The 24,754-nt window shown below is 70.3% G+C and carries 23 protein-coding genes and 1 riboswitch; of the genes, 17 read left to right on the forward strand and 6 right to left on the reverse strand.

Going from position 1 to position 24,754, the window contains the following annotated elements; genetic code table 11:
- Nucleotides 1–9: 9 nt before the first annotated feature.
- Nucleotides 10–144 (reverse strand): hypothetical protein, encoded by a 135-nt coding sequence (locus ACYVOO_RS09245; RefSeq protein ID WP_461015144.1) that lies wholly within the window; start codon nt 142–144, stop codon nt 10–12.
- Nucleotides 145–521: 377 nt separating this feature from the next.
- Here ACYVOO_RS09245 and ACYVOO_RS09250 point away from each other — a divergent pair, with 377 nt between their 5' ends.
- The 8 genes from ACYVOO_RS09250 (at nt 522) to ACYVOO_RS09285 (ending at nt 7,011) form a co-directional block, all read left to right on the forward strand.
- Nucleotides 522–650, forward strand: a complete 129-nt coding sequence (locus tag ACYVOO_RS09250; protein WP_461015145.1) for a lasso RiPP family leader peptide-containing protein — start codon at nt 522–524, stop codon at nt 648–650.
- A 63-nt stretch (nt 651–713) separates the two neighbouring features.
- Complete coding sequence (locus ACYVOO_RS09255; protein ID WP_461015146.1) at nt 714–860, forward strand: lasso RiPP family leader peptide-containing protein; 147 nt, start codon at nt 714–716, stop codon at nt 858–860.
- Nucleotides 861–950: 90 nt separating this feature from the next.
- Nucleotides 951–2,786, forward strand: a complete 1,836-nt coding sequence (locus tag ACYVOO_RS09260) for an asparagine synthase-related protein (protein WP_461015147.1) — start codon at nt 951–953, stop codon at nt 2,784–2,786.
- Nucleotides 2,783–3,040, forward strand: a complete 258-nt coding sequence (locus ACYVOO_RS09265; RefSeq protein WP_461015148.1) for a lasso peptide biosynthesis PqqD family chaperone — start codon at nt 2,783–2,785, stop codon at nt 3,038–3,040. The genes ACYVOO_RS09260 and ACYVOO_RS09265 overlap by 4 nt, the downstream gene beginning before the upstream one ends.
- A complete protein-coding gene (locus ACYVOO_RS09270) occupies nt 3,037–3,483 on the forward strand; it encodes a lasso peptide biosynthesis B2 protein (RefSeq protein WP_461015149.1) in 447 nt (148 codons plus the stop codon). The genes ACYVOO_RS09265 and ACYVOO_RS09270 overlap by 4 nt, the downstream gene beginning before the upstream one ends.
- Nucleotides 3,483–4,550 carry an LLM class flavin-dependent oxidoreductase gene (locus ACYVOO_RS09275; protein ID WP_461015150.1) on the forward strand — a complete coding sequence of 356 codons (1,068 nt, stop codon included), beginning with the start codon at nt 3,483–3,485 and terminating at the stop codon, nt 4,548–4,550. The genes ACYVOO_RS09270 and ACYVOO_RS09275 overlap by 1 nt, the downstream gene beginning before the upstream one ends.
- On the forward strand, nt 4,543–6,417 hold the full coding sequence (locus ACYVOO_RS09280) for an ABC transporter ATP-binding protein (protein WP_461015151.1): 1,875 nt from the start codon (nt 4,543–4,545) through the stop codon (nt 6,415–6,417). The genes ACYVOO_RS09275 and ACYVOO_RS09280 overlap by 8 nt, the downstream gene beginning before the upstream one ends.
- Before the next feature lie 201 nt (nt 6,418–6,618).
- Nucleotides 6,619–6,685: riboswitch (guanidine-III (ykkC-III) riboswitch) on the forward strand.
- A gap of 11 nt (nt 6,686–6,696) precedes the next feature.
- Entirely contained in the window at nt 6,697–7,011 is a 315-nt protein-coding gene (locus tag ACYVOO_RS09285) for a DMT family transporter (protein ID WP_461015152.1), read from the forward strand.
- A gap of 65 nt (nt 7,012–7,076) precedes the next feature.
- On the opposite strand, the gene ACYVOO_RS09290 is transcribed toward ACYVOO_RS09285, so the two are convergent.
- Complete coding sequence (locus ACYVOO_RS09290; protein ID WP_461015153.1) at nt 7,077–7,679, reverse strand: TetR/AcrR family transcriptional regulator; 603 nt, start codon at nt 7,677–7,679, stop codon at nt 7,077–7,079.
- Nucleotides 7,680–7,771: 92 nt separating this feature from the next.
- On the opposite strand from ACYVOO_RS09290, the gene ACYVOO_RS09295 reads away from it, so the two are divergent.
- The gene (locus tag ACYVOO_RS09295) at nt 7,772–8,554 is read left to right on the forward strand and encodes an MBL fold metallo-hydrolase (RefSeq protein ID WP_461015283.1); all 783 of its coding nucleotides are present in this window, start codon (nt 7,772–7,774) and stop codon (nt 8,552–8,554) included.
- 143 nt (nt 8,555–8,697) lie between these two features.
- On the opposite strand, the gene ACYVOO_RS09300 is transcribed toward ACYVOO_RS09295, so the two are convergent.
- Nucleotides 8,698–9,942 (reverse strand): PucR family transcriptional regulator, encoded by a 1,245-nt coding sequence (locus ACYVOO_RS09300; protein ID WP_461015154.1) that lies wholly within the window; start codon nt 9,940–9,942, stop codon nt 8,698–8,700.
- A gap of 349 nt (nt 9,943–10,291) precedes the next feature.
- On the opposite strand from ACYVOO_RS09300, the gene ACYVOO_RS09305 reads away from it, so the two are divergent.
- The 4 genes from ACYVOO_RS09305 to ACYVOO_RS09320 all read left to right on the forward strand — a co-directional run bounded on the left by ACYVOO_RS09305 (nt 10,292) and on the right by ACYVOO_RS09320 (nt 15,460).
- A complete protein-coding gene (locus ACYVOO_RS09305; RefSeq protein ID WP_461015155.1) occupies nt 10,292–11,140 on the forward strand; it encodes a DUF4394 domain-containing protein in 849 nt (282 codons plus the stop codon).
- Between the two features lie 255 nt (nt 11,141–11,395).
- The gene (locus ACYVOO_RS09310) at nt 11,396–12,097 is read left to right on the forward strand and encodes a response regulator transcription factor (RefSeq protein ID WP_461015156.1); all 702 of its coding nucleotides are present in this window, start codon (nt 11,396–11,398) and stop codon (nt 12,095–12,097) included.
- A 2-nt stretch (nt 12,098–12,099) separates the two neighbouring features.
- On the forward strand, nt 12,100–13,518 hold the full coding sequence (locus ACYVOO_RS09315) for a sensor histidine kinase (RefSeq protein WP_461015157.1): 1,419 nt from the start codon (nt 12,100–12,102) through the stop codon (nt 13,516–13,518).
- Nucleotides 13,519–13,621: 103 nt separating this feature from the next.
- The gene (locus tag ACYVOO_RS09320) at nt 13,622–15,460 is read left to right on the forward strand and encodes a sulfatase family protein (protein WP_461015158.1); all 1,839 of its coding nucleotides are present in this window, start codon (nt 13,622–13,624) and stop codon (nt 15,458–15,460) included.
- A gap of 97 nt (nt 15,461–15,557) precedes the next feature.
- Here the strand turns inward: ACYVOO_RS09320 and ACYVOO_RS09325 are convergent, their stop codons facing one another.
- The gene (locus tag ACYVOO_RS09325) at nt 15,558–16,421 is read right to left on the reverse strand and encodes a calcium-binding protein (protein WP_461015159.1); all 864 of its coding nucleotides are present in this window, start codon (nt 16,419–16,421) and stop codon (nt 15,558–15,560) included.
- Nucleotides 16,422–16,913: 492 nt separating this feature from the next.
- On the opposite strand from ACYVOO_RS09325, the gene ACYVOO_RS09330 reads away from it, so the two are divergent.
- Nucleotides 16,914–18,521, forward strand: coding sequence for an RICIN domain-containing protein (locus tag ACYVOO_RS09330; RefSeq protein WP_461015160.1), 1,608 nt, complete (start codon nt 16,914–16,916; stop codon nt 18,519–18,521).
- A gap of 51 nt (nt 18,522–18,572) precedes the next feature.
- Here the strand turns inward: ACYVOO_RS09330 and ACYVOO_RS09335 are convergent, their stop codons facing one another.
- Nucleotides 18,573–19,067, reverse strand: coding sequence for a DUF4913 domain-containing protein (locus ACYVOO_RS09335; RefSeq protein ID WP_453343851.1), 495 nt, complete (start codon nt 19,065–19,067; stop codon nt 18,573–18,575).
- Between the two features lie 248 nt (nt 19,068–19,315).
- Here ACYVOO_RS09335 and ACYVOO_RS09340 point away from each other — a divergent pair, with 248 nt between their 5' ends.
- Nucleotides 19,316–20,656 carry a glycoside hydrolase family 19 protein gene (locus ACYVOO_RS09340; protein WP_461015161.1) on the forward strand — a complete coding sequence of 447 codons (1,341 nt, stop codon included), beginning with the start codon at nt 19,316–19,318 and terminating at the stop codon, nt 20,654–20,656.
- Between the two features lie 102 nt (nt 20,657–20,758).
- Here the strand turns inward: ACYVOO_RS09340 and ACYVOO_RS09345 are convergent, their stop codons facing one another.
- Nucleotides 20,759–21,370 (reverse strand): hypothetical protein, encoded by a 612-nt coding sequence (locus ACYVOO_RS09345; RefSeq protein ID WP_461015162.1) that lies wholly within the window; start codon nt 21,368–21,370, stop codon nt 20,759–20,761.
- A gap of 292 nt (nt 21,371–21,662) precedes the next feature.
- Between ACYVOO_RS09345 and ACYVOO_RS09350 the strand changes: the two genes are divergently transcribed.
- Together ACYVOO_RS09350 and ACYVOO_RS09355 are read left to right on the forward strand one after the other, a co-directional pair.
- Nucleotides 21,663–22,700 (forward strand): type I glyceraldehyde-3-phosphate dehydrogenase, encoded by a 1,038-nt coding sequence (locus ACYVOO_RS09350; RefSeq protein ID WP_453343854.1) that lies wholly within the window; start codon nt 21,663–21,665, stop codon nt 22,698–22,700.
- Between the two features lie 218 nt (nt 22,701–22,918).
- Nucleotides 22,919–24,481 (forward strand): glycosyl hydrolase, encoded by a 1,563-nt coding sequence (locus tag ACYVOO_RS09355; RefSeq protein ID WP_461015163.1) that lies wholly within the window; start codon nt 22,919–22,921, stop codon nt 24,479–24,481.
- The last annotated feature ends 273 nt before the right edge of the window (nt 24,482–24,754 follow it).

Below are 24,754 nucleotides of genomic sequence, written 5' to 3' on the forward strand. Positions count from 1 at the left end.
TCGGACGGGCTACGAGCGGTGGTATTCCAGCAGACGGGTGTCGGTGCCCTCTACGCCGCCCGGCAGCCAAGAGGCCGCCATCCGCGCCACGACGTCTCGGGGCTGCGGCGGGTTGACCTTCCTGGTGTCGGGCTTCGCCGTCATCTGGAGACCCCAGGCGAATCCGGCCCGCTCAGCACCGTGGCCGCCATTCCTGCGGCTCCGACGACTCCGAGGGCGCCCCGCAGCAGAGCCCTCCGGCCATGCGGAACCCTGGACTCCCATACCGGTTCCTGTTTCATGGATGCCTTCCCCCTTTTTCTTGGCTCCTGCCATCAGTCATGTACGGGCAGTGCGTCATGCACTGTGCCGGTGCGGTGCTTTCCCTGTCCATGTCCCGGGACAGCTTCGGGACATTCATGGGACCGCGTGACCCATGCGTTCGGGACCGCGGGTTTCTTAGGTTTCGTGATGTCCGGTGGGATGCCCGGTGAGGGCTCCTGCCGGAGTTCAGAGATCGCCGAAAACGAAGGATGGTCATCATGACGGAAGAGACCGTGTCGTACGAGACGCCTGCCCTGGTCGAGGTCGGTAACTTCGCGGAGCTGACCCTTTCCCGCGGTACCTGGGGCTGGGACGACCTGAACCAGTGCTGGTTCCTGGGCTGCTGACCTGGCGCATCAGGCGCGGGGGCCGGACGGCACGCCACCTGGCCCCCGCACATCCACCGTGTGATGAAAGAAGAGGTGAAGACGATGGAAGCGCATCTGTCGTACGAGACGCCCGCGCTGGTCGAGGTCGGTGACTTCAGGGACCGCACGTTGGGGCAGGGCACCTGGGGTTGGGAACTGGACTTTACCTGCTGGTTCTACGAATGCTGACACTCCTCCAGGGCTGAGGTGCCGGGTGAAGCATTTCACCCGGCACCCGCATTCTTGTTCCGGGCGGCCCTCATCAAGAGCGGAGAAACCATGCAATTCTTTGTTCTGCCCGATTCCCAGGACGCCGCTGCCGTCTTGGAGGGAATCCCCTTCGCGCAGCGGGAACGGAGCCTGCACCATGCCTCGGGCCGTCCGTGGATCGTCGGTTCGTGGCACGACGACGAGGTGGTCCTCGGCGCGTACGGCAGCAGCCGCATCGCGCTGTTCGGCTCCACTCTGACGACAACCTCGGCTCTCGACCGGGCGCTTGCCCAGGCCCGTGGGCTGGAGCAGCTCGACACGCTCGCCCGGTCCGTACCGGGGAGCTTCCATCTGATCGCGTCCGTCGACGGCGTGACGCGGGTCCAGGGCTCCCTCTCGGGAACGCACGAGGTGTTCTGGACGACGGTCGGCGGTACGTCACTGGCCGCTGACCGGCCGGATGTCCTCGCTGAGCTGACGGTCGGTGCCATCGACGACATCGGCATGCTGGGCCACTTCATGTCACAGCCGCCCTGGCCGCTGAATGAACGGACGCTCTGGCAGAACGTCACATGCCTGGGGCTGGGGGAGTACGTACGTCTCGCTCCCGACGGCACGGCCCGGCCGCTCCGCTGGTGGGCCCCGCCCGCCGACGAGGTGCCGCTCACCGAGGCGGCGGAGAGGGTCAAGGCCACTCTGCTGAACGCCGCTGCCGCACGAACCGCTTCCGGAGCGCTGCTCGCGTGCGACCTCTCCGGCGGTATGGATTCCACAAGCCTTGCCTTCACCCTGCGGCACATCGATACGCACAGCCGCATCGTGACCGTCTGTCATGACGCCGAGGACGCCGCCAACGACGATGTCAAGTGGGCGGTGCGTGCGGGGGCCTGGCTGGCCAACAGCGAGCCACTGGTCATCGAAGCGACGGGGTGCCCGGCGTCGTTCGCCGATCAGCTCAGCCTGGACGACGACCTCGAAGCGCCGTACGCCTGGTCCAGGACGAAGTCCCGCATCGCCCATACGGCGGAGCAACTGGCGGAGCGTGGAGCGTCGCTCCAGCTCACCGGGCACGGCGGTGACGAACTGTTCTCCCCCGCGCCATCCGCGTACCACACGCTTCCCCGCCGCCACCCGCTCCGCTCGATCCCGCACATGAGGGCCGCCCGTAGTATGTTTCGCTGGCCCTTGGGCACGATGACCCGCAACCTTCTGCACAACCCTGACTACGGGGACTGGCTCAGGGCTGCCGCGCGAGAGCTGACCACGGAAGAAGGTGGCCCCCGTCAGCCTGTCACGGGCTGGGGTGGGTATCCCCGTCTTCCCGTCTGGGTCACGACGGACGCGGTGCACGCCTGTGCCGCGATGCTCCGTTCCGCCGCTGGGGAGACGGAGCCGTACTCGTACGACCCCACACAGCACCAAATACTGCACGGCGTCCGCCAGTGCGGCAGTCAGCTCCGGCTCACCAACCGGCGCACCCTGCGCCACGGAGTGGGCTACGACGCGCCCTACCTCGACGGCCAAGTCGTCGAAGCGGCACTCTCCGCACGGCTCATCGACCGTTTCAGCACAGCTCGCGCCAAGCCCGTCCTCGCCGAGGCCATGCGCGGCACCGTTCCCGACGCGATACTCGGCCGCACCACCAAGGGCGAGTTCAGCGCCGACGTGTACGCCGGGGTGCGGCGGCACAAGCGCGAACTCCTCGAACTCTGCGACGGCATGCTGCTCGCCGAGCGCGGACTGGTCGACGAGGCGGCGGTCCGCGCGGTGCTGACGGCGCCGCACCCGATGTCCAGGACTTTCATTCCCATGGTGTACACCCTCGCCTGCGAATCCTGGCTGCGCTCGGTGGAGGCCGCGCGCGCTGAGCGGCGGCGAAGCACGGAAGGAGCCCGAGCCTCATGACGTACGCACTCCCACCCGACGTGATCGCGACCAGGACCGAGGAGGGCATGGTGCTGCTCCAGGAGACGACGGGGCGCTTCTGGATGCTCAACGACTCCGGTGCGGCCGTGGTCGAGCTCTTGAAGGAAGGCACCACCGTCCCCGCCATCGTGGAGGAGCTGAGCACCCGCTTCGGTGAGGACCCCGAGCAGGTCGCCGCCGATGTGCGAGCGCTGCTCGACCAGCTCGGCAAGGCCAGGCTGGTGACCTCATGAGCTTCTCCGTCGTCCCCGAACAGCGCAGCGCGGACGTCCCGCTTCGGCTGCGGCTGCTCGCCCGCCTCACGGTGACGGCCGCCTGGCTGCTGATCCGACTGTCGCCGGGGCGGCAGCGCCGTGTGCTGAGCGTGATCGCCCGTGGAGCGCGTCCGGCCGGGTACGGGCAGGCGCTGGACTGCCGCCAGGCCGTGGTGACCGTCAGCAGCAAGTGCGCGGGCCTCGGGTGCCTGCAACGTTCGGTCGCGACCGTGCTGCTGTGCCGGATGCACGGTGCCTGGCCCGAGTGGTGCACCGGTGTGCGCACCGAACCGTTCCGGGCGCACGCCTGGGTCGAGGCGGAGGGCAGGCCCGTGGGAGAGGGCGAGGACATCCCGCTCTTCCGCAAGATGCTGCACGTTCCCGCACCCGCACCCGCAACCACCGGACACCGGAGGCTCTGATGCACGCACACAACGACATCAGGTTCGGGCTCCTGCTGACCACTGCCCGCAGGGAGGGCCAGGACGAGAGCGAGGTCTTCGCGCGTACGCTGCGGCTCGCCCGGCATGCGGAGGATCTCGGGCTCGACGACCTGTGGGTGACCGAGCACCACTTCAACCCCGCCGCGGTCGGCTCCTCGGCGCTCACCCTCGCCGCTCATCTGCTGGGGGCCACCTCCCGTATCCACGTGGGAACGGCCGTCACGGTCCTCTCACTGCACGAGCCGGTGCACGTGGCGGAGCAGACGAACCTGCTCGACCACCTCTCGTCGGGACGGTTCACCCTCGGGGTCGGGCGTGGTGTGCCGGGCGCCGAGCACGACGTCATGGGCCGGGGGCTGGGCTCCTGGCGCGCGGGGGTCGCCGAGCCCTTGGACCGCCTGCTGGCCGCGCTGCACGGCCAGGTGCCCCACGTCCCCGACGCATCCGGTGCCGACGGGGCGACGTTACGCGTGGTCCCCGCTGCCAGGACGCGGCCGCACCCGCCCGTGTACGTGGCGGCGGGCTCACCGGCGTCGCTTACCGTGGCTGCCGAACGCGGGCTGCCGGTGATGCTGTTCTTCGACAAGGGCCCCGACGCCAAGGCCGAGATGCGCGCGCTCTACGAGCGCGCGGCACAGGAAGCGGGCGGCCTGCCCGTACCGTCGCACGGCCACCGTCATGCCTTCGCCGTCTTCGCGCAGGTCACCGAGACGGAGCGGGAGACGGCACAACTGATGCGCGCCCAGGCGCAGTTCACGGCGTCGCTCAACAAGCGCCCGGGTGGGCCCTCCGCCACGCCGGAGGACGTGGCCCGTATCACGGACAAGCTCCTGACCACCCAGCCGGTGGGCTCTGCCGAGACATGTGTGGACCGGCTGCTCCAGCACATCTCGGCCTCGGGCTGCGGTCGTGTGATGTGTCAGGTCGAGTCGGCGGGGGACACCGCATCCGTTCTGCGGAGCCTGGAACGGCTCGCCACCGAGGTCCTCCCCGTCGTACGGCAGCGGGCCGGGACGGTTCCTGCCGGGGCCGGGGCCGATGTCTGAGCCCATGTCCCCCGCGTCCTCCGTGTCCCCCGCGGCCTCCGCGGCCTCCGCTTCCCTCTCCCTCCGGGAGACCTTCCGGGTGCTGCTGGAGCACGTGCGCCAGGTCCGTGGCCGACTGATCCTCGGCGCGCTGCTGGGGCTTGCGGGCGCGGCGGCGATGCTCGGTCAGCCGCTCGCGGCCAAGGCCCTCATCGACCGCCTCCAGCATCAGGACGGCCTCACCGGCACGCTCGCACTGCTCACCGTGCTGGTCCTGCTGGGCGCCGGGCTCAGGGCGTGGGGTCAGTATCTGCTGGCGCACACGGCGGAGTCCGTGGTCCGTGGCGCGCGACGGCAGCTCGTCGCGCGGCTGCTGCGTCTGAAGGTGTCCGAACTCGACCGCAGCGAGCCCGGCGACCTGATGGCACGGGTCACCTCGGACACCACGCTGCTGCGCCAGATCACCACGCAGTCCGTCGTCTCCGCCACCACCAGCGTGCTCGGCCTGGCCGGGGTGCTGGTGATGATGGGGATGCTCGACGTGGTGCTGCTGGGCGTCAGCGTCGGCGTCGCGGCGATGGTGAGCGGGGTGGTGGTCACGGCCTTGCCGCGTATCTCCGCCGCCACCGCGCGTGCGCAGTCCTCGGTCGGTGACATGGGAGCCGTTCTCGAACGGGCCCTGGGGGCCCTGCGCACCGTCAAGGCGTCGGGCGCTGAGGAGCGGGAGACGGCCGTCGTGCACCGTGCGGTGGACGAGGCGTGGCGTGGCGGGGTGGCGGCGGCGAAGTGGCAGTCGCTCATGGGAACGTCCGCCGGGCTGACCGTTCAGCTCTCGTTCCTCACGGTGCTGGCCGTCGGGGGAGCGCGGGTCGCCTCCGGGGCCATCGACGTGGCGACCCTGGTGGCGTTCCTGCTGTTCCTCTTCTACCTGATGGACCCGATCTCTCAACTCATCCAGGCGGTGGGCCAGTTCCATGTCTCGGCGGCGGCCGTGGCACGGCTGCGGGAGGCCGAGCGGCTGGAAGTCGACCCACTGGACGCGCCCGCCCCCGCCCTCGCACCCGCACCCGGGCGGCCGTCACACCCGTCGCGCCCGTCGGGGGAGTCGGTGCCGTCGGTGTCGGTGCTCAGGAAGCCGGGCGCCCCCGCCACCGTCGTCTTCGAAAAAGTCGTCTTCCGCTACCGTCCTGGACTCCCTGATGTCCACCGAGGCGTCGACTTCGCCGCGGCCCCCGGCGGCATGACCGCGCTGGTCGGCCCGTCGGGAGCCGGGAAGACCACGCTCTTCACGCTGCTGGAGAGGTTCTACGAGCCGGTCTCGGGCCGCATCCTCCTGGACGGTGCCGATGTCAGGGACCGTCCGCTCGCCGACCTCAGGGCCGCGCTCGGGTACATCGAGCAGGACGCCCCCGTGCTCTCCGGCACACTCCGCGACAACCTGCTGTTCGCGGCGCCCGATGCCGACGAGCGACGGCTGGAGGACGTCCTGGTACGCACGCGTCTCACCGGGCTGGTCCGTGGCCTGCCCCAGGGGCTGGACACCGCGGTCGGCCACCGAGGTGTCAGGCTGTCCGGAGGTGAGCGACAACGCGTCGCCATCGCGCGTGCCCTGCTGCGTGCCCCGCGTGTCCTGCTGCTGGACGAGGCCACGTCGCAGCTCGACGCCGCCAACGAGCACGCCCTGCGTGAGGTCATCGCGGATGTGGCCCGGGAGACGACGGTCCTGGTCGTCGCGCACCGGCTGTCCACCGTCACCATGGCCGACCGCATCGTGGTGCTGGAGTCCGGCCGCGTCCGCGCCATCGGCACCCACGAAGAACTGGTCACCACGGACCGGCTGTACGGCGAACTCGCGGCCACCCAACTGCTCACTTCCCGACCCGCGTGAGCCCCCCGATGAGCGTCCAGCCGGTTCGCCGGACGGACCGAGGCAGCTACCGAGGCAGCGTCTTTCCACTCCGGCTTCCGCATCGTCTCGGTGAAATCGTCGGGCACACCAGGGAAAACCGGTCGACAGCATGCCGGGCGCGTCCGAGGCCCGCTCGCGCCAGCCGCTGTTGCCAAGGGTGAACCGATGTGCGACGTTGGAGTGGAGCCCGGAAACAGGGCTTCCGGACGAGGGGTGCCGTACCCGGTGCGCGACAAGACGGCCCGTACGGAGGTTGTCATGTCGTGGCTCGTTCTCGCTCTCTCAGGTGTTCTGGAAGCCGTGTGGGCGACTGCCCTGGGCAAGTCCGAGGGCTTCAGCCGGCTCGTCCCGTCCCTGATCTTCGCCGTCGCTCTGGCCGGAAGCATGGGTGGCCTGGCCTACGCGATGCGGGACCTGCCCGTCGGCACCGCCTACGCGGTGTGGGTGGGCATCGGCGCTGTGCTCACCGTCCTCTACTCCATGCTCACCGGCGGTGAGTCGGTGAACACCTTGAAGATCGTCTTCCTGGTGCTGATCGTCGGCAGCGTGGTCGGCCTCAAGGCCGCTCACTGAGAGGGGCTGCCGCCGGGCTCGGACGCGTCTGCCACTGACAACGCGGACAACGCGGCAGGCTGCGGTCAGGACTGGTCCAGGGCCCGTTCGATCGCGCGGCGGGCCCGGTCCGCCGCCGTCCGGTCGTGCTGGAGCTGCATGGCCGCATTCAGCGCCAGCCCGGCGGCGACGATCTCGAACAGCGCCTGGTCGACGTCGAACCCGGCGGGCAGCTCGCCGTTGTCCACCGCCGCGGCCAGGTCGGCGCGCAACTGTTCCCGCCAGCGTGACCACACCTCGGCCACCGCGTCGCGGACCCGGCCGGGGCGGCCGTCGTACTCGGTGAGTGCCGCGGTCATCAGGCAGCCGCCGGGCAGCAGTGGTGCCTCCAGGTAGTCCACGGAGTTGGCGCACACCGCGCGCAGCCGCCGCAGTCCCGGCGGCTGGGCCAGCGCGGGTTCGACCACCCGGTGCCAGAAGTCGACGAACGCCTTGTCCAGGGTGGAGATCTGGAGTGTCTCCTTGGTACCGAAGTGCTTGTGCACCCCGGACTTGCTCATCTCCAGCTCCTCGGCGAGCCGGCCGATGGTGATGCCCTCCAGCCCCTCCTCGGAGGCGATCTCGGCGGCACGGCCGAGGATCCGGCCCCTGGTGGCCTGTGCTTCGGCCGCTGAGCGTCGTGGTGACATGCGTCGAGGATAGCGTACGGGCGTTCGCTATTGATTTAGAGAACGACCGTACGCTAACTTTCATGGCTCCCACCGGAACGAAGGAGCACGAGATGCGGGTACGACGACTGGGCTGGGCCGGAGTGGAGATCGAGGCGGGCGGCACGCGGCTGGTGATCGACTGCGTGCGGGACCTCTCGCCGCTGTTCACGGGCTGGCAGCCGGGGGAGGGGCTGGCGGCGCCGAGCGGACAGGCCACCGCCGCACTCGTCACCCATCTGCACCGGGACCACACCGACGCGTCCGCGCTCGCGGACGCGCTGGCACCGGGGGCACCGGTGCTGCGACCGGCGCCGGGGCACGGCGACGACGTGGACAACGTGACGACACTGCTCGCCGAACGCGAACTGGTCCAGCACCGGCTGGCGGCCGAGACCGTGGACGCCTGGTCCACCCGCGAGCTCGGGCCCTTCCGCGTCACCGCGGTCCCCGCCGTCGACGGTCTGGGCGACCCGCAGCTCAACTGGGTGGTCCAGGCCGACGGGCAGCGGGTCTTCCACGGCGGCGACACGATGTTCCACGGCTACTGGTGGCTCGTCGCGCGCCGGTTCAGTCCCTTCGACGCGGTGTTCCTGCCCGCCAACGGCGCGGTGGTCGACGCACCGCACCTCCAGCCCCCGAGCCCGCTGCCCGCCGCGCTGGACCCGGGACAGGCCGCGGCGGCGGCGGAGATACTCGACGCCCGGTACGCGGTGCCGATGCACTACGAGCCGGAGCAGCCCGACAAGATCGCGGGCTACGTCGAGGTCGCCGACCCGGAGAGTGAGTTCCGCGCACACGCCGGGCGGCGCGCACATGTGCTGCCCGTCGGGGCATGGCTGGACCTGGCCACGTGACGGAGAAGGGGCGGCTGGAGCCACCCGCCGCCCCGGCCCGCACACATGGGACGGCCGCACACATGGGGCGACCCGCACACATGGGGCGACCCGCACGCACGGGACGGCGGGCTCCCCGGTCAAGCACCCCCTGCGCGACGGTTTCAGTGCCACGCCCCCGACAGGCGCCGGGTGACGACCGCGCTGAGCGTGCGCACACCCCGCGTCGAGCAGGGGTCGATGCCGGTGAGTTCCCGCACCCGGCGGAGGCGGTAGTCCAGGGTGCGGGTGTGGACGTTGAGGGCGGCCGAAGCGGCGCCGCGCTGCATGTCGTGGCGGTAGTACGTGTCGAGGGTGACGAGCAGGTCGGGGCCCGAGTCCAGCCGCCGGGCCACGTCGCGCAGCCACGCGTCGACGAACGGCACGTCCGCGACGGCGAGTTCGACGAACACGTCGGCCAGGGTGTGCGGCCGGAGCCGCGCCGACGCCCGTCGCAGCGGGGCCGCCCGGCTGATCCGACGGGCCCGGTCGAGCGCTTCGGCCAGCTCGGGCGGCCGGGCGGTGGCGGTGCCGACGGCGCAGGGCCGGCCGAGGGCCTGGGCGAAGTCCCGTACGAGTTCCGGCAGGTGGTCGGGGACGAGATCGGGTAAGAGGTCAGCAGTGGCGTGGCACGGTACGTTTTCCGCTTCCGCCGTGCCGGAAATCAGGGGGACAAGGGCGATCAGCTCGCCGCTCCCTTCGCCGTCCTCCGGGCTCCACATGACAGGTGTCTGGTGGCTCTTCGCCAGTGTCTCGATCTCGTTTTCCAGGAAACGATCAACGGCGGGGCGGTCCGGAATCCGGAACACCGTCACCGCCCAGTAATCCGGCAGTTCCATGCCGACGGCCATGGCGAGTTCCCACGCTATGGGATCTCCGTTCAGCAGTGACCGGGTCAGCAGGGCGAGCTGCTCGGCATACCGCATCCGGCGGCGCAGAACCCGTACGTATCCCTGGCGGTAGGCGGCGATGCCGCGTTCGCCCTGCGGGGCGAACCAGTTCATCATGTTCATGAGTTCCTCGACGCCGCCGCCGCGCTGGGCCTCCGTCGCCTCGTTGATCTCGCGCAGCATGAGCGCGGTGTGCAGCCGCAGGACCCGCTGCCGTGCGTCGAGCGACATTCCCGCCCCGGCCCGCAGCTCTCCCATCGAGGCGATGTAGCCGAGATCCGCGCTGGTCAGGGCGCTGTTGTCCGGGGACAGTTCGACGGTCCTGTGCCGGAACCACATCGAGTGCTCCAGCGTCTCGGCCCGCGCCCTGGGGTCCTTGTCCAGGAACTCGAACTCCGGGATCTCACGCGTGTACGTCTCGACCTCCCGGCGGGCGTTGGCCGACGCCTGCCGGGTCAGTTCGGCGAAGAGGCTCCCCATGGATGCGAGCATGTCATTCCGGACGAACCGGCCGACAGGCGAGATCCGGACGGTGTTCACACTGTGCGCAAATCGGCGGCAAGCATATCGGCCGGGATTTTGTCACAGCGCGCAAATTTCCCGGAACGCGACGTTCCCATCACCCCTTCCGCTTGTGGGGGAGCCGTGAAGCAGCCTTAATGAGAATCGCGTGCGCGCCCGCAGGGGAACACCTCGGCAGTCATTCCGCACGCGACTTCCGGTCATCAGTGCGCGCGTGCGTACGGGAATTCTCAGCCGGGCGCCGCACAATGGCGCCCGCCCAAAGGGGAGGGATGTTCCGATGAAGGCAGGCAAGAGAAAGAGAATCATGGCGGCGGTCGCGGTCCTCGCCACCTCGGCGGCGCTCATGCTCGGTACGCCGGGCACCGGTTCGGCCGCACCCGCCGCCACCCCCAGCCTCCGTGCGTACGGGATCAGCGGCGACGGCACCCTGATGGCCATGTTCACCACCGACAAGCCGAACGTTCTCGACTGGGTCAGGGTCGTCACGGGCCTCAGCGGTGACACGAGTCTGGCCGGGATCGACTTCCGGCCCCAGGACGGCCTGATGTACGGCGTCGGCAACAAGGGCGGCATCTACACGATCAAGACCCCGCCGGCCACCACGGACGTCGTGGTCACCAAGGTGTCCCAGCTCCAGTACGCGCTGAACGGCACGACGTTCGGCGTCGACTTCAACCCGGCGGCCGACCGGCTCCGCGTGATCAGCGACAACGGCCAGAACCTGCGGCACAACCTCAACGACAACTCGACCATCCAGGACGTGAACCTCACCACCCCGCCGACGGAGGGCACGACCAAGGGCGTCACCGCCGCCGCGTACACGAACAACGACCTCAACCCGGCAACCGTGACCACCCTGGCCGACATCAACACGACCAGCGACCAGGTCGTCCTCCAGTCCCCGGCCAACAACGGCACGCTCGCGCCGACCGGCAGCCTCGGCATCGACGCCGGGCTCAACGCGGGCATGGACATCTACAGCACCCTGTCCGGCGGGAAGGCGGTCGACAACGCCGCCTTCGCCTCCCTCACCCCGTACGGCGCCAGCACACCGTCGCTCTACAGCGTCAACATCTTCACGGGCCAGGCCACCTCCATCGGCCAGTTCCCGCTGAACATCACGGACGTGGCCATCAGCCTCACCGGCACCTGATCCCGTCGGCCATGTCCTCGCCGCGGCCCGGCCGTCGCCGGACCGCGGCGAGACACCGCTGCGGCGCAGGGGTCAGCCGTAAGAAACAGGTCGAGATACTCACCGGATTCTCACCGGATTCCCACCTGCGCACGGCATCGTTCAGGACATGAGGTGTCACGTGCCTGTCTGTCCGCACTGCGGTCGAGTCCAGTGCATCTGCCGGTCCCGTTCGCGCCGGAAGGGTGCGGCGAGGGCGGCTGGCAGTATGGCCGCATGGTGGAGGGCACGGGCCGACGGCTGCTAGTGGTGGACGATGAACCGGCGATCGTGGACGTCCTGGCGACGTCGCTGCGCTTCCTCGGCTACGAGGTGGACGAGGCCGCAACCGGCCGCGAGGCGCTGGCCTCGGTGCGCGCACACAGACCCGATCTGGTCCTCCTGGACGTGATGCTGCCCGACTTCGACGGATTCGAGGTCGTACGGCGGCTGCGCGCGAGCGGGGCGCGGGTGCCGGTGGTGTTCCTGACGGCGCGGGAAAGCGGCGAGGACGTCGTCGGCGGGCTGGACCTGGGCGCGGACGACTACATCACCAAGCCGTTCCGGCTGGCGGAGGTCGCGGCCCGGGTGCGCGCCGTGCTGCGGCGGACGGACGGCAACGGCGGGACAGCGGACGGCACGCTGCTGCGCTGCGCGGACCTGGAGATGGACGCCGAGACGTACGAGGTGCGGCGGGCGGGACATGTGGTGGAACTGTCGCCGACGGAGTACCGGCTGCTGCGCCATCTGCTGGTCAACGCAGGGCGCGTACTGACCCGCGAGCAGTTGCTGGAACATGTGTGGGACTACGGCGAGGGCGACACCGCCGTGCTCAAGACCTACATCTCGTATCTGCGCCGGAAGGTGGACTCCCTCGGCCCGCCGCTCATCCACACCCGGCGCGGCATCGGCTACATCCTGCGCACCCCGGAGGGCTGACCGTGCCCGGCCCGGACGACCGGGGCACACGCCGACGGCCGCACTTCCCCCTGCCCCGCTCGCTGCGCGGACGGCTCCTGATCGCACTCCTGGCGCTCGCCGCGACGGTGCTGCTGGCGCTGGACACCGTCGTCTACTCGGCGCTGCGCGGCTATCTCGTCGACCGCACGGACACCGCGCTGCGCGGCGTGCGGACCCGCGTCGTCAAGCAGGTGCAGCGGGGCCTGCCGCCCGCACAGGGGCTGGGCCCGGACGCGCGGATGCTGGGCACGTCGGAGTACTTCATCGAGATCCGTCGGCCGGACGGAACCGTGACGCCGCTGGTGAAGGGCCTGCGCAACCCGGAGGACCCGCCGCCCGAACTGCCCGCACCACTGCGGCGGGCGGCGCACGCGCCGGTCACGGTCCCCGCCCTCGACGGAGGCGGCCCGGAGTACCGGCTGCTCGCACATCCCCTGCCGGGGCGGCGCGGCACCCTGGTGATCGCCGTGCCGCTGACCTCCGTCGACGGCACGCTCAGCCGGCTGCTGCTCATCGAGACGGCCGCCACGGCGGGCGGCCTGGCCCTGCTCGGCGGCGCCGGACTGTGGGTCGTGCGGCGCGGGCTCAGGCCACTGGAGTCCATGGCGCGGGACGCCGACGCCATCGCCGCCGGGCAGAGCGCGCGCCGGGTGCGGCCCGCGGACGAGGCGAGCGAGGTGGGACGTCTCGGGCTGGCCCTCAACACCATGCTCGACGGGCAGGAGGCCACCCAGCGGCGGCTGCGGCAGTTCGTCGCCGACGCCTCGCACGAACTGCGCACGCCCGTCACCGTGATCCTCGGCTACGCCGACCTGCACCATCAGGGCGCCCTCGCCGACGCGGGGCAGCGCGGCAAGGCGATGGACGGCATCACAGGAGAGGCACTGCGGATGCGCGGGCTCGTCGACGACCTGCTGCTCCTGGCCCGGCTCGACACGGCCCGTGCCCCGGAGCGCGCGCCCGTCGACCTCGGCGAGGTGGCGCGGGCCGCGGTGACGGCCGCGCGGGCCGTGGACCCGGGCCGCCCGCTCGGGCTGGAGGCGGCGCCGGGCACGGTGGCGGAGGGCGACGGCGAGCACCTGCGGCGGGTGGTGGACAACCTGCTGGCGAACGTGCGGGTGCACACACCCGCCGACACGGGTGCGCGCGTACGTGTGGGGCGGCGGGACGGCTGGGCGGTGCTGGAGGTGGCGGACGACGGCCCCGGCATCCCCGCCGAGTCGATGCCGAAGGTCTTCGACCGCTTCTACCGCGCCGACCGTTCCCGCAGCGGCGACGGCAGCGGTCTCGGCCTCGCGATCGTCGCGGCGGTGGCGGCGGCACACGGGGGCCGGGTGGCGGTGAACAGCGTTCCTGGGCAGGGCACTTCGGTCTCGGTGCGGGTGCCGCTGGGCGGCTGAGACCGCGCGGGGGACGCGGTCTGCGCGGTCGCGGTGCGCGGATATTGCCGAGTTCCCATGCCGGGCTCACCGAATTCCCACCCTTCCCTGTGAGCCTGTGCGGATGGAAACGAAGATCAGGGCGGCGGGGGAGCGCCTCCGGCGTGGTCAGGGCGGCCGGGCGAGGGCCGGGGTGGCGCTGGCCGTCGTGCTCGCGGTGGTCGCGTGCGGGCTTGCCGCCGAACGGTACGGATGGGCAGGGCTCGGGGACGACGGGAACCCGGACGCGGAGCGCAAGCCCAATGTCGTCATGGTGATGACGGACGATCAGTGGCTGGAGTCCCTGCGCGTGATGGACCGCACGCGCGAGCTGTTCGGGGAGGAGGGCGTGGAGTTCGAGCGGTACTACCCGTCGATGCCACTGTGCTGTCCCTCCCGGTCGACGTACCTCAGCGGCCAGTTCGCGCACAACAACGGTGTGCGGCACAACGGGCCGCCGCTGGGCGGGTACGCGAATCTCGACGACACGAACACGCTGCCGGTCTGGATGCAGAAGGCCGGGTATGTGACCTCGCACATCGGCAAGTACCCGAACGGCTACGGCAAGAAGGACCCCAGGGAGGTGCCGCCCGGCTGGGACGAGTGGCGCGGCTCGGTGGATCCGACGACGTACCGGATGTGGGGGTACCAGCTCAACGAGAACGGCAGGCTCAAGACGTACGGGGACCCGCACGTCGAGGACCCGGACCTCTACCAGACGGACGTGTACCGCGACAAGGCGGCCGATTTCATCAAGCGCAAGTCGGCGGAGGGCAAGCCGTTCTTCCTGGACGTGGCGTTCCTCGCGCCGCACGGAGAACTCATCGACCGTAAGAAGGACCGGAAGCAGGAGCAGCGCCAGGAGCAGCGCCAGGACCAGGGCCAGGGCGACGATGCGGGCCAGGACAAGGCGGAGGGCGTGGCCGCGGCGGACGAGGCGGACGAGGCGGACGAGGCGGACAGGCCCCAGGTGGGGCCCGCTCCCCGGCCCGCGCCGCGGCACAAGGGCGAGTTCGCCGACGAGCCGCTGCCTGATATGCCCGCGTACGGCGAGGACGACATGTCCGACAAGCCGGGGTTCCTGCGCGACTACCCGGAGCTGGACCAGGAGACCACGGAGGAGATCACCCGGAGCTACCGTGGGCGGCTGGAGGCACTGCTCGCCGTGGACGAGGCCGTCGACAAGCTCGTGTCGACGCTGCGTGAGGCGGGGCAGCTCGACAACACGTATCTGCTCTTCGCCTCGGACAACGGCTTCTTCTTCGGCCAGCACAACGTGCCCACCGGGAAGTTCCTGCCGCACGAGGCGTCGGGACATGTACCGATGATGATGCGCGGGCCCGGGATCGAGGGCGGCACACCGTCGCGCGAGATGAGCAGCAACGTCGATCTCGCCGCGACGATCGCGGACATCGGCGGGGCCAGGCCGGGGCTCGCGCTCGACGGGCGGTCCCTGCTGCCGTTCGCGCGCGATCCCCGTCGGCACACCGGCCGGCCCATCCTGCACGAGGCGGCGGAGGGCGCGCGACGCAGTGCGGTGGGCACGGACGGCGGCCCGTCGTCGGGCGACGACGCCGCGTCCGGACGGCGGGCAGCCGAGGGCGATCTGGACCAGGACGGCGAGGCTTCGCCCCGCAAGACCCGGAAGCGCAAGCCCAGGCACGGGCAGGTCTACTCCGCCGCGTACGAGTCCATCCGCACGGAGCGGTATCTGTACGTGCGCTACACCAGGGGCGGCAGGGAGCTGTACGACCTCAAGTCCGACCCGTACGAGATGAGTTCACAGCACGACGACCCCGCGTACGCGGAGGTGCGGAAGGGGCTGGAGAAGGCGCTGGGGAAGCTTCAGGGGTGTGCGGGTGACGCATGCGGCGCGGGCGTAGGGGAGTTGCCCGAACCGGGGCGAGCCGACGCGGGGAGATGACGCGGGGGCCGGGGGCCGGGGCCCGGGGTTCGCTCGGGCCGGGGTGTGTGTGAGCCGGAGAGAACGGCCCCCGGCTCACACACCCCGTGACCCGGTCTCAGTCCTGGTAGACCTTGTCGGTGCCGGGGCCGCCGGAGAGGGTGTCCTTGCCCGCGCCGCCCCGCAGCACGTCGTCGCCGCTGTTGCCCCAGAGTGTGTCGTCGCCCGCCTCGCCGTACAGGGTGTCGTTCTGCTCGCCGCCGAACAGCTCGTCGGGGCCGCCGCCTCCGCGCAGGGTGTCCTTGCCGGACTCGCCGCGCAGGATGTTCTCCTCGTCGGTGCCGGTGAGGGAGTCGTTCCCGGGGCCGCCGAGGCACTCGTACGTGCACCCGGTGAGGATGTCGTCGCCGTCGCCCCCGTAGGAGCCGAAGCCCATCACACCGCCGCCCCCGTCGAGGGTGTCGTTGCCCGCCTCGCCCTTGAGGACGTTCGACGGGCTGCCGGTGAGGGTGTCGTCACCGGCGCCGCCGAAGAGGGTGGCGTACGCGTCGCTGTCGGCGTTGACCGTCGCGCTGTCGTCGCCGTCGCCGAGAGCGACCTGATAGATGTCGGAGTCGTCGGAGTTCTGGGGTGCGAGCACCGCGCACTGGACGACGGTGTGGTCGGAGGGCGAGGGATAGACGCACTCGTCCCATTCGGCGGTTTCCGGGTCGATGGTGAGTTCGCCCTGATCGCGGAAGGTGAGGATGTGGTACTCCTCGAATTCGCCGCGCTTCTCCATCTCCGTGGAAATCTCCAGGGAGTTGTTCTGCCCGGGGGTGGCCTTGTAGGTCAGCTCGCCGTTCTCGCGGACGAAGGACGCCGCGACGGGCTCGGCTGCCGGTGCGGCGGGCGCCGCGAGCGCGAGACCGCCCAGGGCGAGCGTGAGCGCCGCGGTGGCCGTGGCGGTGATGTTCCGGTACGTGTGCGTGTGCGTGCGCATGCAGGAATGACCCTTCGTGGAAACACCGCCCGGCGAACCGGCGGAGAAAGCGCCGGTGATGTCAGTGGTGCGAAGAGCGGGCGATGTCGGGAGTTTTTCCGAACGCGACGTTAGATACCGGGACCGCTCAGGAAGTTGCGGCGGACGGCGAATTTCTCGCCGGAACGGGAAATGATGCTTTCCGTTTCTCCGTGCCCCACGGGAATTCCACGCCGCGTTTACGCGGAGTTCTCCGTGCGCGGTTTCAGGGCCCTTGGGGCGCCCTGTGCCGTCGTGCCAGGCCCTCTCCTGGCCGTCTCCGGGGCCTCTCCGGCCCGCTCGGCGGCGCGGGAAGGTGCCCGCGAGTTGAACTGTTTGCGCCCGGTGTCCGTTGCGGTGTGCGCCGGGCTGTCGTGATGCCCGGTCTGTGCCCGCCGGGGGCCCGCCGAGGCCCCGCGGGTCTGTGTGGAATCCACGCGCCGACAGCGCCGACACCGTGAGGAAGGGATACACATGAACCGGGGTGACGATGCTGATGAGCCGGCCAGGGAGTACGAACCCCTCACGCCCGCTTCCCCGGCTGATCTCGGCCGGCTGAAGTCCGCGGGGGAGGGGTCCGGGGCCTCCCCCGCGTTCTCCGTGGTCATTTCCGGTGACGGCTCCGCCGTCATCGACGGCGACCCCGTGCCCGTGGTGCCGGGCGAGGAACTGGACGTCGCGATCCTCGACACGCTGCACGGCTACGCGCGCAGCCGGAACGCGCCCGTGACGGCGGCCATCTCCGACCCTGCCGCGGAGTACGTGGCGGTCGTCGAGGTGCAGCCGGACGGGGCCAGCAAGCTGCTGGACCAGGTGTACGACGAGGCTCACGCGGACGCGGCCGCGGCCGTCGCGGGGGCCGGAGCCGGTGCCCCGGAGCCCACGGAACAGGCCGCACCGGCGCCGCCGGTGCCGGAGCAGACCGCACCGGCCCCGGCTCCGGAGCCGGTCGCGCCCGCGCCGGGCCCGGAGCAGGCCGTACAGCCACCGGCTCCTGAGCAGGCCGACGCCACCAGCGTCATGCCCGTGGTGGGCACAGGGCCCGCAGCGCCGGTGCCTCCGGTGGGTACAGGGCCCGCCGCTCCGGTGCCTCCGGCCGCCGGTCACGAGGCGGAGGGGCTGGAGCCGTCCAAGCCGTCGCGGTTCAAGCCGTCCATGCCCTCGATGCCGTCCATGCCGTCCTTCTCGATGGGCAAGGGGTCGTCTTCGAAGAGCAAGTCCTCCTCGCCGATGAGCACGCCCAGCTTCCGGGCGAAGGGTGGCCAGTCGGACGACGAGTACCAGCAGCCCGGACTGATGGAACGCCCCCTGGTCATGGGCGGGGTGGCGGTGAGCATCGTCGTGCTCGTCGTCGGCTCGCTGGTGGCGCTGGGCAGCGGCGGTTCGGAGGGGGAGGCGCAGCAGAACAAGGCCACCGGCGCGGAGAACGAGGCGGGCAAGCCGAAGAAGCCCAAGCAGTCGACCTATCCGGACCCCACCAGCCCGTCGCGCTCGGCGGAGTCGCCGTCTCCCAAGTCGGGGTTGTCCTCTCCCTCTCCGAAGAAGAAGTCGGACAAGAAGGACTCGGGGAAGGACAAGCCGAAGGACTCCCCGAAGGCCGACAAGGACGTCCCCATCCCCACAGGCGCGGTGGTGCTCAAGAACCACTTCGGCTTCTGCGCCGACCTCCCCGGCCAGGGCAAGGGACAGATAAACCAGCAGATCATCGACGAGCGCGAGTGCGGCGGGTCGGCGGCCGACAACCAGCGGTGGAAGCTGGACAAGAGCCCCGAGAACGGCCCGGGGGGCGTCGACCTGTATCTGATCCGCAACATCAAGGACGGCTTCTGCTTCGACCTTGGGGACTACGGCCCTCGGCAGGTCGGGACGAAGGTGGCCGAGTACCACTGCGACGCCAGCAACAAGGACAACCAGCTCTGGTGGTTCGACAAGCGCCCCGACGGCGCGTACTGGATCCGCAACCACAAGAGCGGCGACCTGTGCCTCACCCCGGACAGGTGGGGTACGAAAACCGAGAACGTCGACCTGCAACTGGGTGTGTGCGACAACAGCAAGCAGGAGTGGACCTTCAAGAAGGTCTGAGCGAGGTCTGAGCGTCTGAGCCGGGAGCGCCCGCCGCCCCCACCACCGTCGTCAGGGCATGGGGGGAGGCGGCGGGGCGAACGGGTCGATGGCGTCGACCGGGGGCACCTCCTTCGCCCGGTGGTTGCCGGGCTTGCATCCGGCGAAGGGTCCCATCGGGCTGCGCAGGGACTGCATGACGGGGCCCAGATAGTCACGGTGCCAGTTGGCGGGACCGCACATCCCGGACCCCGGACCCGTCAGCTCCCCCCAGGCGAGCCACAGCCCGTGCAACTGGGCGACGGCCTCCGAGTGCTCCCACCAGCGCGAGCACCAGGGCTCCGTGGAGGTGACCTCCCTGCCGTAGACCGGCAGCAGCACATGGTGGGTCCACAGGGTGAGCTGCCGCAGGATGTAGGCGTACTCCTCGCCGTCCAGGTAGAGGATGAACTGCGGAGGTGCGGGCTCCGGGGGCCTGTCGTCCGGGAACTCCGGGCGGTCCTGGGGTCCCCCCGGCTCCTGGGGTTCGTGGGGTGCCTGTGCGGCGTCCTGGACGTCGGCCGTCATCGTGTTCCTTTCCGGGTGCGGTGAGGGCAGCCTCGGGCCGTTGCCGAGCCGAGGTGGCCGTGGAGCGGCGGGACATGACGGGACATGACCCTGTACGGGCAGCACAACGCACACACGCGGCATCGGGTTCACCGCACCCGCGCACGTGCCCGGGGCGGGGGTGCGGGAGAACCGTTTCCGGCTCCCATCCGTGTCATCCGTACAACGCCATGACCACCCGTTGCCGGACCCAAGGAGGGACATCCACGATGTCCACCACCCCACGCGCAGGAAAGTTCACTCTGAGACGCCCTGTACGCCCCGTACGCGCCGCCGTGGCGACAGCCGCGGTACTGGGTGCGGCGACAGCCGGGATCCTCACCTTCGGGCCTCCTCAGATGCTGCTGGCGGCCGACGAGTCCGGCAGCCAGATCTCGGGGTTCGCGGGCAAGTGCGTCGACGTGGCGGACGGCAACAGCGCGAACGGCACCCCGGTGCAGCTCTACGACTGCAACGGCACGGAGGCCCAGCGCTGGACCATGCCGGGGGACGGCACCATCAGGGCCTTCGGCAAGTGCCTGGACGTCTGGGAGAAGGGCACCGCCGCCGGGACGTCCGTGCAGCTGTGGGACTGCCACGGCGGGCCGAACCAGCAGTGGGTCGTCAGCGAGGCGCAGGACATCGTCAACCCGGCCGCGGACAAGTGCCTGGACGTGCGCGGGTACAACAGCGCCAACCGCACACCTCTCCAGATCTGGACCTGCACGGGTGCGGCGAACGAGAAGTGGACCGTCGCCAAGAAGGAGAACCCCCCGACCACGGGCGGCGGTGACAGCGGGGGCACCACGGGCGGCACCACAGGTGGCAGCACCGGCGGGGACACCGGCGGCAGCACTGGTGGCACTACCGGTGGCAGCACCGGTGGGAACACGGGTGGCAGCACCGGTGGCAGCACCGGCGGCGGTGACGACCACCCCGGTGACACCCCAGGGAAGTTCGTCGTCAGCGAGGGCCAGTTCAACGAGATGTTCCCCGCCCGGGACTCCCTCTACAGCTACAAGGGGCTCACAGCGGCGCTGAACGCCTTCCCCGCCTTCGCCACGTCGGGCGACGACACCATGAAGAAGCGGGAGGCGGCGGCCTTCCTGGCGAACGTCAGCCACGAGACGGGCGGCCTCGCACACGTCGTCGAGCAGAACACCGCCAACTACTCCCACTACTGCGACCCCGCCCAGGCGTACGGCTGCCCGGCCGGCCAGAACGCCTACTACGGTCGCGGACCCATCCAACTGAGCTGGAACTACAACTACAAGGCCGCCGGCGACGCGCTCGGCCTGGACCTGCTGAACAACCCCGCCATGGTGGAGAAGGACTCCTCCGTGGCCTGGCAGGTCGGCCTCTGGTACTGGAACACCCAGAGCGGCCCCGGCACCATGACCCCGCACGACGCCATGGCCAACGGCAAGGGCTTCGGCAACACCATCCGCTCCATCAACGGCTCGCTGGAGTGCGACGGCAAGAACCCCGCCCAGGTGCAGAGCCGTGTGGACACCTACCAGCACTTCACCCAGATCCTCGGCATCGACCCGGGGAAGGACCTCTCCTGCTGAGGTAGGTGCGGTCGCCCGGTGACACCGGGGGCGACGCGAACGAAGAGGGGGCCGTCGGATTTCCGACGGCCCCCTCTTCGCGCGGGTGGCGGAGGACGGACGTCAGCGCAGCTTCTTCTGCCCCTGCGAGTTGCCGCGCGCTTCCTGGAGCCGCCGCTGCTGCTGGAGCAGCTGCGCCTGCCGCAGCGCGTCGGAGTACTGGGGCCGCGCGGCGGTGGGAGCGGAAGGCATCCGGGGAGAGTGGTTCTGCGCGCCGGCGGCGGCACCGTTGTGCGGCTGCCCGCCTCCTCCGGACGCCGCGCGCAGCGCTCGCGCCCTCGCCTGCTCCTGCTCCGGCGTCCCCACGCCCGTCCGCCCCCGCATAGCCGCCTGGTGGGCTCTCTCCAGTTCCCGCGCCCGTTGCTGGGCAGGTGTCAGCGACTGCTCCGGGGCGGGCTGCGTGGGCGTCGGCTGCGTACGCGTCGGCTGCCGCGGGTACGGCTGCGACTGATACGACGGCCGGCCCTGGTAGTACTCGTTCTCGTACGCGGCCCTCTCCAGCCGCTGCCACTGTTCGTACTGGGTGGGACCGTGTTGCTGCGGGCCAGAGCTGTTGCCGTAGCGATTGGGCGACAGCCCCGCGTACGAAGCCACGGACGTATTGCGGGAGATGGGGACGTCCGGCCAGTTCTGGTCCCTCGGCCCCAGGGGCGAAACGGGTTCGTCGCCTGCCATGTCGTGTCTCCTTCCGTCGAGCCGGTGTCCCGCCCCGGTGTACGGCAGCTCTGTCTTCACTACGGGGCGCGAACACGCCCGGTTCACACTGTGCCGAGGTGCCCGATTGAACCGGCTGTGCTCGATTTACGTTGGGCCCCACGACGAGCTGATCTTCGAATGCGCGGAGGGAGCAGGACACGGTGACACCGGTGGCGTCGAGACACGCCGGGCAGGTCACCCCACTCTCGAAGGCACCCGGTGTGAGGCTCGGCAACGCTCCCGCTCGCCCATATTCACCTGGAGTGACCGCGTGACCACCACTGTCGCGATCAACGGATTCGGACGCATCGGTCGCGGCTTTCTGCGCGCGATGCTGGAACGCGACAGCGCTCTGGAGATCGTCGCCGTCAACGACGTCGGCGATCCCGAACTGATGGCCCATCTGCTCCGCTACGACAGTTGCTTCGGACGGCTCGACTGGGACGTCCGCTGCGACAGGGACACACTCCGGGTCGACGGCCGCGACTTCAGGTTCCTCAACGAGCGCGACGTCCGCGACCTGCCCTGGAAGGAGCTGGGCGTCGACATCGTCGTCGAGGCCACCGGGCTGCTCACCGACGCCGACGTCGCCCGCGGGCACCTGGAGGCGGGCGCGCGCAAGGTGCTGATCGCCGCGCCCGCCGAGGGCGAGGACCTCACGGTGGCCTACGGCGTCAACCACGACCGCTACGACGACCTGTGCCACAACGTCGTCTCCCTCGGCTCCTGCGTCACGAACGCCCTCGCCCCCCTGGCCCATGTGCTCGACGAGCTCTTCGGCATCGAGCACGGGCTCATGACCACCGTCCAGGCGTGCGCCGACGAGAGGCTGTCCGACGGCCTGCGCCACGACGTCAGAAGAGGCGGTGGCGGGGGAGAGGGCATCACTCCATCCACCACCGGGGCAGCCCGCGACATCGGTCGCGTGCTGCCCCGTCTCGACGGCAGGCTCGACGGCTACGCGCTGTGTGTGCCCGTGCAGACCGGGGCGCTCCTCGACCTCAACGTCACACCGCGCCGTCCGACCACCGCGAGCGAGGTCGAGGCGGCACTCCGCGACGCCGCGCAGGGGCACCTGCTCAACGTGCTGGCCTGCACCGAAGAGCCCGTCGTGTCGAGCGACATCATCGCCAACCCGTCTTCCTGCGTCGTGGACCTCGCGCTGACCCATGTCACCCCGACCCAGGTGCGGACCGTGGCCTGGTTCGACGACGAGTGCGGGCTCACCAACCGGCTCCTGGACACGGCCGAACTCATCGGCCGGGCCTGGGCCGTGGGGCACGGGAAGCCCATGGCCCGGGCCAGATGACGGGACGGACGCAGCGGGAGCGGTTGCCCGCCGGGTGAACCGCCGGGTGAACCGTCGGGTGAACCGTCCGGTGTGCGCATACGTCGTGCGTGCGCAGACGTTTCACCATCCGAGAGGCGTGTTCTATGCGTGTGAGACCACTACCGCCACTGCGATCACTACGAACATTCAGACCCCTGCTGTTCGCCTTTCTGCTCGTTGTCGTCGGTGTGTCGGCCGTGGCCTCGACGCAGTTCTGGTCCGACGGGGGGAAGGAGGACATGGCCTCCGCCTCGGCAGCGGCCGAGAACGGCGAGCACACCGTCACCCTGCGCAACGAGACGGGCAGCCGTGTGTGGGTCGGTGCCACCGTCAACGCGGACGGTTCGAAGCCGCTGACGGGGCTGCCGGTGCTGGACCCGGGCAAGTCGGCCACCGTCACCATTCCCGAGAACTCGGACCCGGGGCACTGGCGGGGCAAGTTCTTCGCCCGCCAGGGGTGCAGCGGGGAGGAGGGCACCACCTTCTACTGCGAGGTGGGCGACTGCGGGCCCTACGCGGACCACTGCACCACGGGCGAGCAGCCCGCCAGCCTCGCCGAGTTCAACTTCGACAAGGCCGACAACCTGGCGCCCTGGTACAACGTCAGCTATGTGAACGCGGTCTCCACCTCGGTCACCATCACACCCGACGGGGCGAAGCCGCCGGAGAACGGCGGGGAGTGCGCCTCGGTGGGCTGCCCCACGAATCTGCTCTCCGCCTGTCCGCCGGAGAACCTGACCAAGGCCAAGGGCACCGGCAGACCGCTGGTGTGCGTCAACCCGAACCGCGACGCGAAGACCCCCTACAGCGAGGCGCTGGCCAAGCAGTGCCCCACCGCCTACTCGTGGTCCAAGCACGACACCGAGCCGGGCAACCAGGTGGTGCGCCAGTGCAAGGAATGCAGCGGCATGACCGTCACCTTCCACGGCAACGGCGGCCCCGCCGACAAGCCCGGCCCCAAGCCGGAGCCGACGCCGGAACCCACCCCCGGCGACGACCAGCCCGGCAACCCCGGCGACTCGCCCTCGAACGGCAGGGGCGTCGCCGTCAACCCCGTCGACGGTGCGACGGAGGCGCTGAAGGACTCCGGCGCCACCTGGTACCACAACTGGGCCGCCTCCAGCGAGGGTCTCACCCCGCCGGAGGGTGTGGAGTTCGTGCCCACCATCTGGGGCAGGGGTTCGGTCAATGACGCCGAGCTGAACAAGGCGAAGCAGTCGGGCAAAAACCTGCTGGCCTTCAACGAGCCCGACCTGCCCCAGCAGGCCAACATGACACCCGAAGAGGCCCTGGACCTGTGGCCCCAACTGGAGAAGACGGGCATGCGGCTGGGCGCACCCGCCGTCGCCTACGACGCGGCCAAGGACGGCAGCTGGCTGGACCGCTTCATGAAGGGTGCCAAGGAGCGCAACCTGCGCGTCGACTTCATCCCGGTGCACTGGTACGGCTCGGACTTCGGCCCCGGCGCCAGCGAGCAACTGGCCTCCTACCTGAAGGGCATCCACGAGCGCTACAACAAGCCGGTGTGGCTGACCGAGTACGCGCTCATCGACTTCCCCGAGAAGAAGGAAGAGCAGACGCGCTACCCCAGCGAGCAGGAGCAGACCGCCTTCATCAAGGCATCGACCGAAACACTGGACAAGCTGGACTTCCTGGAGCGTTACGCGTGGTTCGCGCTCTCCAAGCAGACCAGCCCGACGGGCCTCTACGACGGTGCCACCGCGAACCCGAGCGGCAACACCTTCCGCGCGACGGACTGACCCACTGTCTGTCGTGACGTCACGGCCACGGCTTCACCGCGCCCTTCGGGGTACGGTGAAGCCGTGGCCGGAAGTGTTCTACGGGCGCGTTTCCGCTGTGTCCGCGGTGGTGTGCCCACAGCGGACGAGTGCGGGCATGCGCGTACGGCTTGTGCGGCACGTACGGCAGGCCGTACGGCAGGCGTCGCGCTGGCCCGTGACACCAGTAGGCTGACAGTCCGTCGCGACGGGGGGCGATCGCGGTTGGTCAGGGCAGGGCTCTTGAGCCGTGTC

It is taken from the genome of Streptomyces daliensis (genome assembly GCF_054782395.1).

Excerpts from the sequence above, each read along its gene's own strand:
- ACYVOO_RS09245 (WP_461015144.1), bottom strand. The coding sequence starts at position 144 with ATGACGGCGAAGCCCGACACCAGGAAGGTCAACCCGCCGCAGCCCCGA.
- ACYVOO_RS09250 (WP_461015145.1), top strand. The coding sequence starts at position 522 with ATGACGGAAGAGACCGTGTCGTACGAGACGCCTGCCCTGGTCGAGGTC.
- ACYVOO_RS09255 (WP_461015146.1), top strand. The coding sequence starts at position 714 with ATGAAAGAAGAGGTGAAGACGATGGAAGCGCATCTGTCGTACGAGACG.
- ACYVOO_RS09260 (WP_461015147.1), top strand. The coding sequence starts at position 951 with ATGCAATTCTTTGTTCTGCCCGATTCCCAGGACGCCGCTGCCGTCTTG.
- ACYVOO_RS09265 (WP_461015148.1), top strand. The coding sequence starts at position 2,783 with ATGACGTACGCACTCCCACCCGACGTGATCGCGACCAGGACCGAGGAG.
- ACYVOO_RS09270 (WP_461015149.1), top strand. The coding sequence starts at position 3,037 with ATGAGCTTCTCCGTCGTCCCCGAACAGCGCAGCGCGGACGTCCCGCTT.
- ACYVOO_RS09275 (WP_461015150.1), top strand. The coding sequence starts at position 3,483 with ATGCACGCACACAACGACATCAGGTTCGGGCTCCTGCTGACCACTGCC.
- ACYVOO_RS09280 (WP_461015151.1), top strand. The coding sequence starts at position 4,543 with ATGTCTGAGCCCATGTCCCCCGCGTCCTCCGTGTCCCCCGCGGCCTCC.
- ACYVOO_RS09285 (WP_461015152.1), top strand. The coding sequence starts at position 6,697 with ATGTCGTGGCTCGTTCTCGCTCTCTCAGGTGTTCTGGAAGCCGTGTGG.
- ACYVOO_RS09290 (WP_461015153.1), bottom strand. The coding sequence starts at position 7,679 with ATGTCACCACGACGCTCAGCGGCCGAAGCACAGGCCACCAGGGGCCGG.
- ACYVOO_RS09295 (WP_461015283.1), top strand. The coding sequence starts at position 7,772 with ATGCGGGTACGACGACTGGGCTGGGCCGGAGTGGAGATCGAGGCGGGC.
- ACYVOO_RS09300 (WP_461015154.1), bottom strand. The coding sequence starts at position 9,942 with ATGGGGAGCCTCTTCGCCGAACTGACCCGGCAGGCGTCGGCCAACGCC.
- ACYVOO_RS09305 (WP_461015155.1), top strand. The coding sequence starts at position 10,292 with ATGGCGGCGGTCGCGGTCCTCGCCACCTCGGCGGCGCTCATGCTCGGT.
- ACYVOO_RS09310 (WP_461015156.1), top strand. The coding sequence starts at position 11,396 with ATGGTGGAGGGCACGGGCCGACGGCTGCTAGTGGTGGACGATGAACCG.
- ACYVOO_RS09320 (WP_461015158.1), top strand. The coding sequence starts at position 13,622 with ATGGAAACGAAGATCAGGGCGGCGGGGGAGCGCCTCCGGCGTGGTCAG.
- ACYVOO_RS09325 (WP_461015159.1), bottom strand. The coding sequence starts at position 16,421 with ATGCGCACGCACACGCACACGTACCGGAACATCACCGCCACGGCCACC.
- ACYVOO_RS09330 (WP_461015160.1), top strand. The coding sequence starts at position 16,914 with ATGAACCGGGGTGACGATGCTGATGAGCCGGCCAGGGAGTACGAACCC.
- ACYVOO_RS09335 (WP_453343851.1), bottom strand. The coding sequence starts at position 19,067 with ATGACGGCCGACGTCCAGGACGCCGCACAGGCACCCCACGAACCCCAG.
- ACYVOO_RS09340 (WP_461015161.1), top strand. The coding sequence starts at position 19,316 with ATGTCCACCACCCCACGCGCAGGAAAGTTCACTCTGAGACGCCCTGTA.
- ACYVOO_RS09345 (WP_461015162.1), bottom strand. The coding sequence starts at position 21,370 with ATGGCAGGCGACGAACCCGTTTCGCCCCTGGGGCCGAGGGACCAGAAC.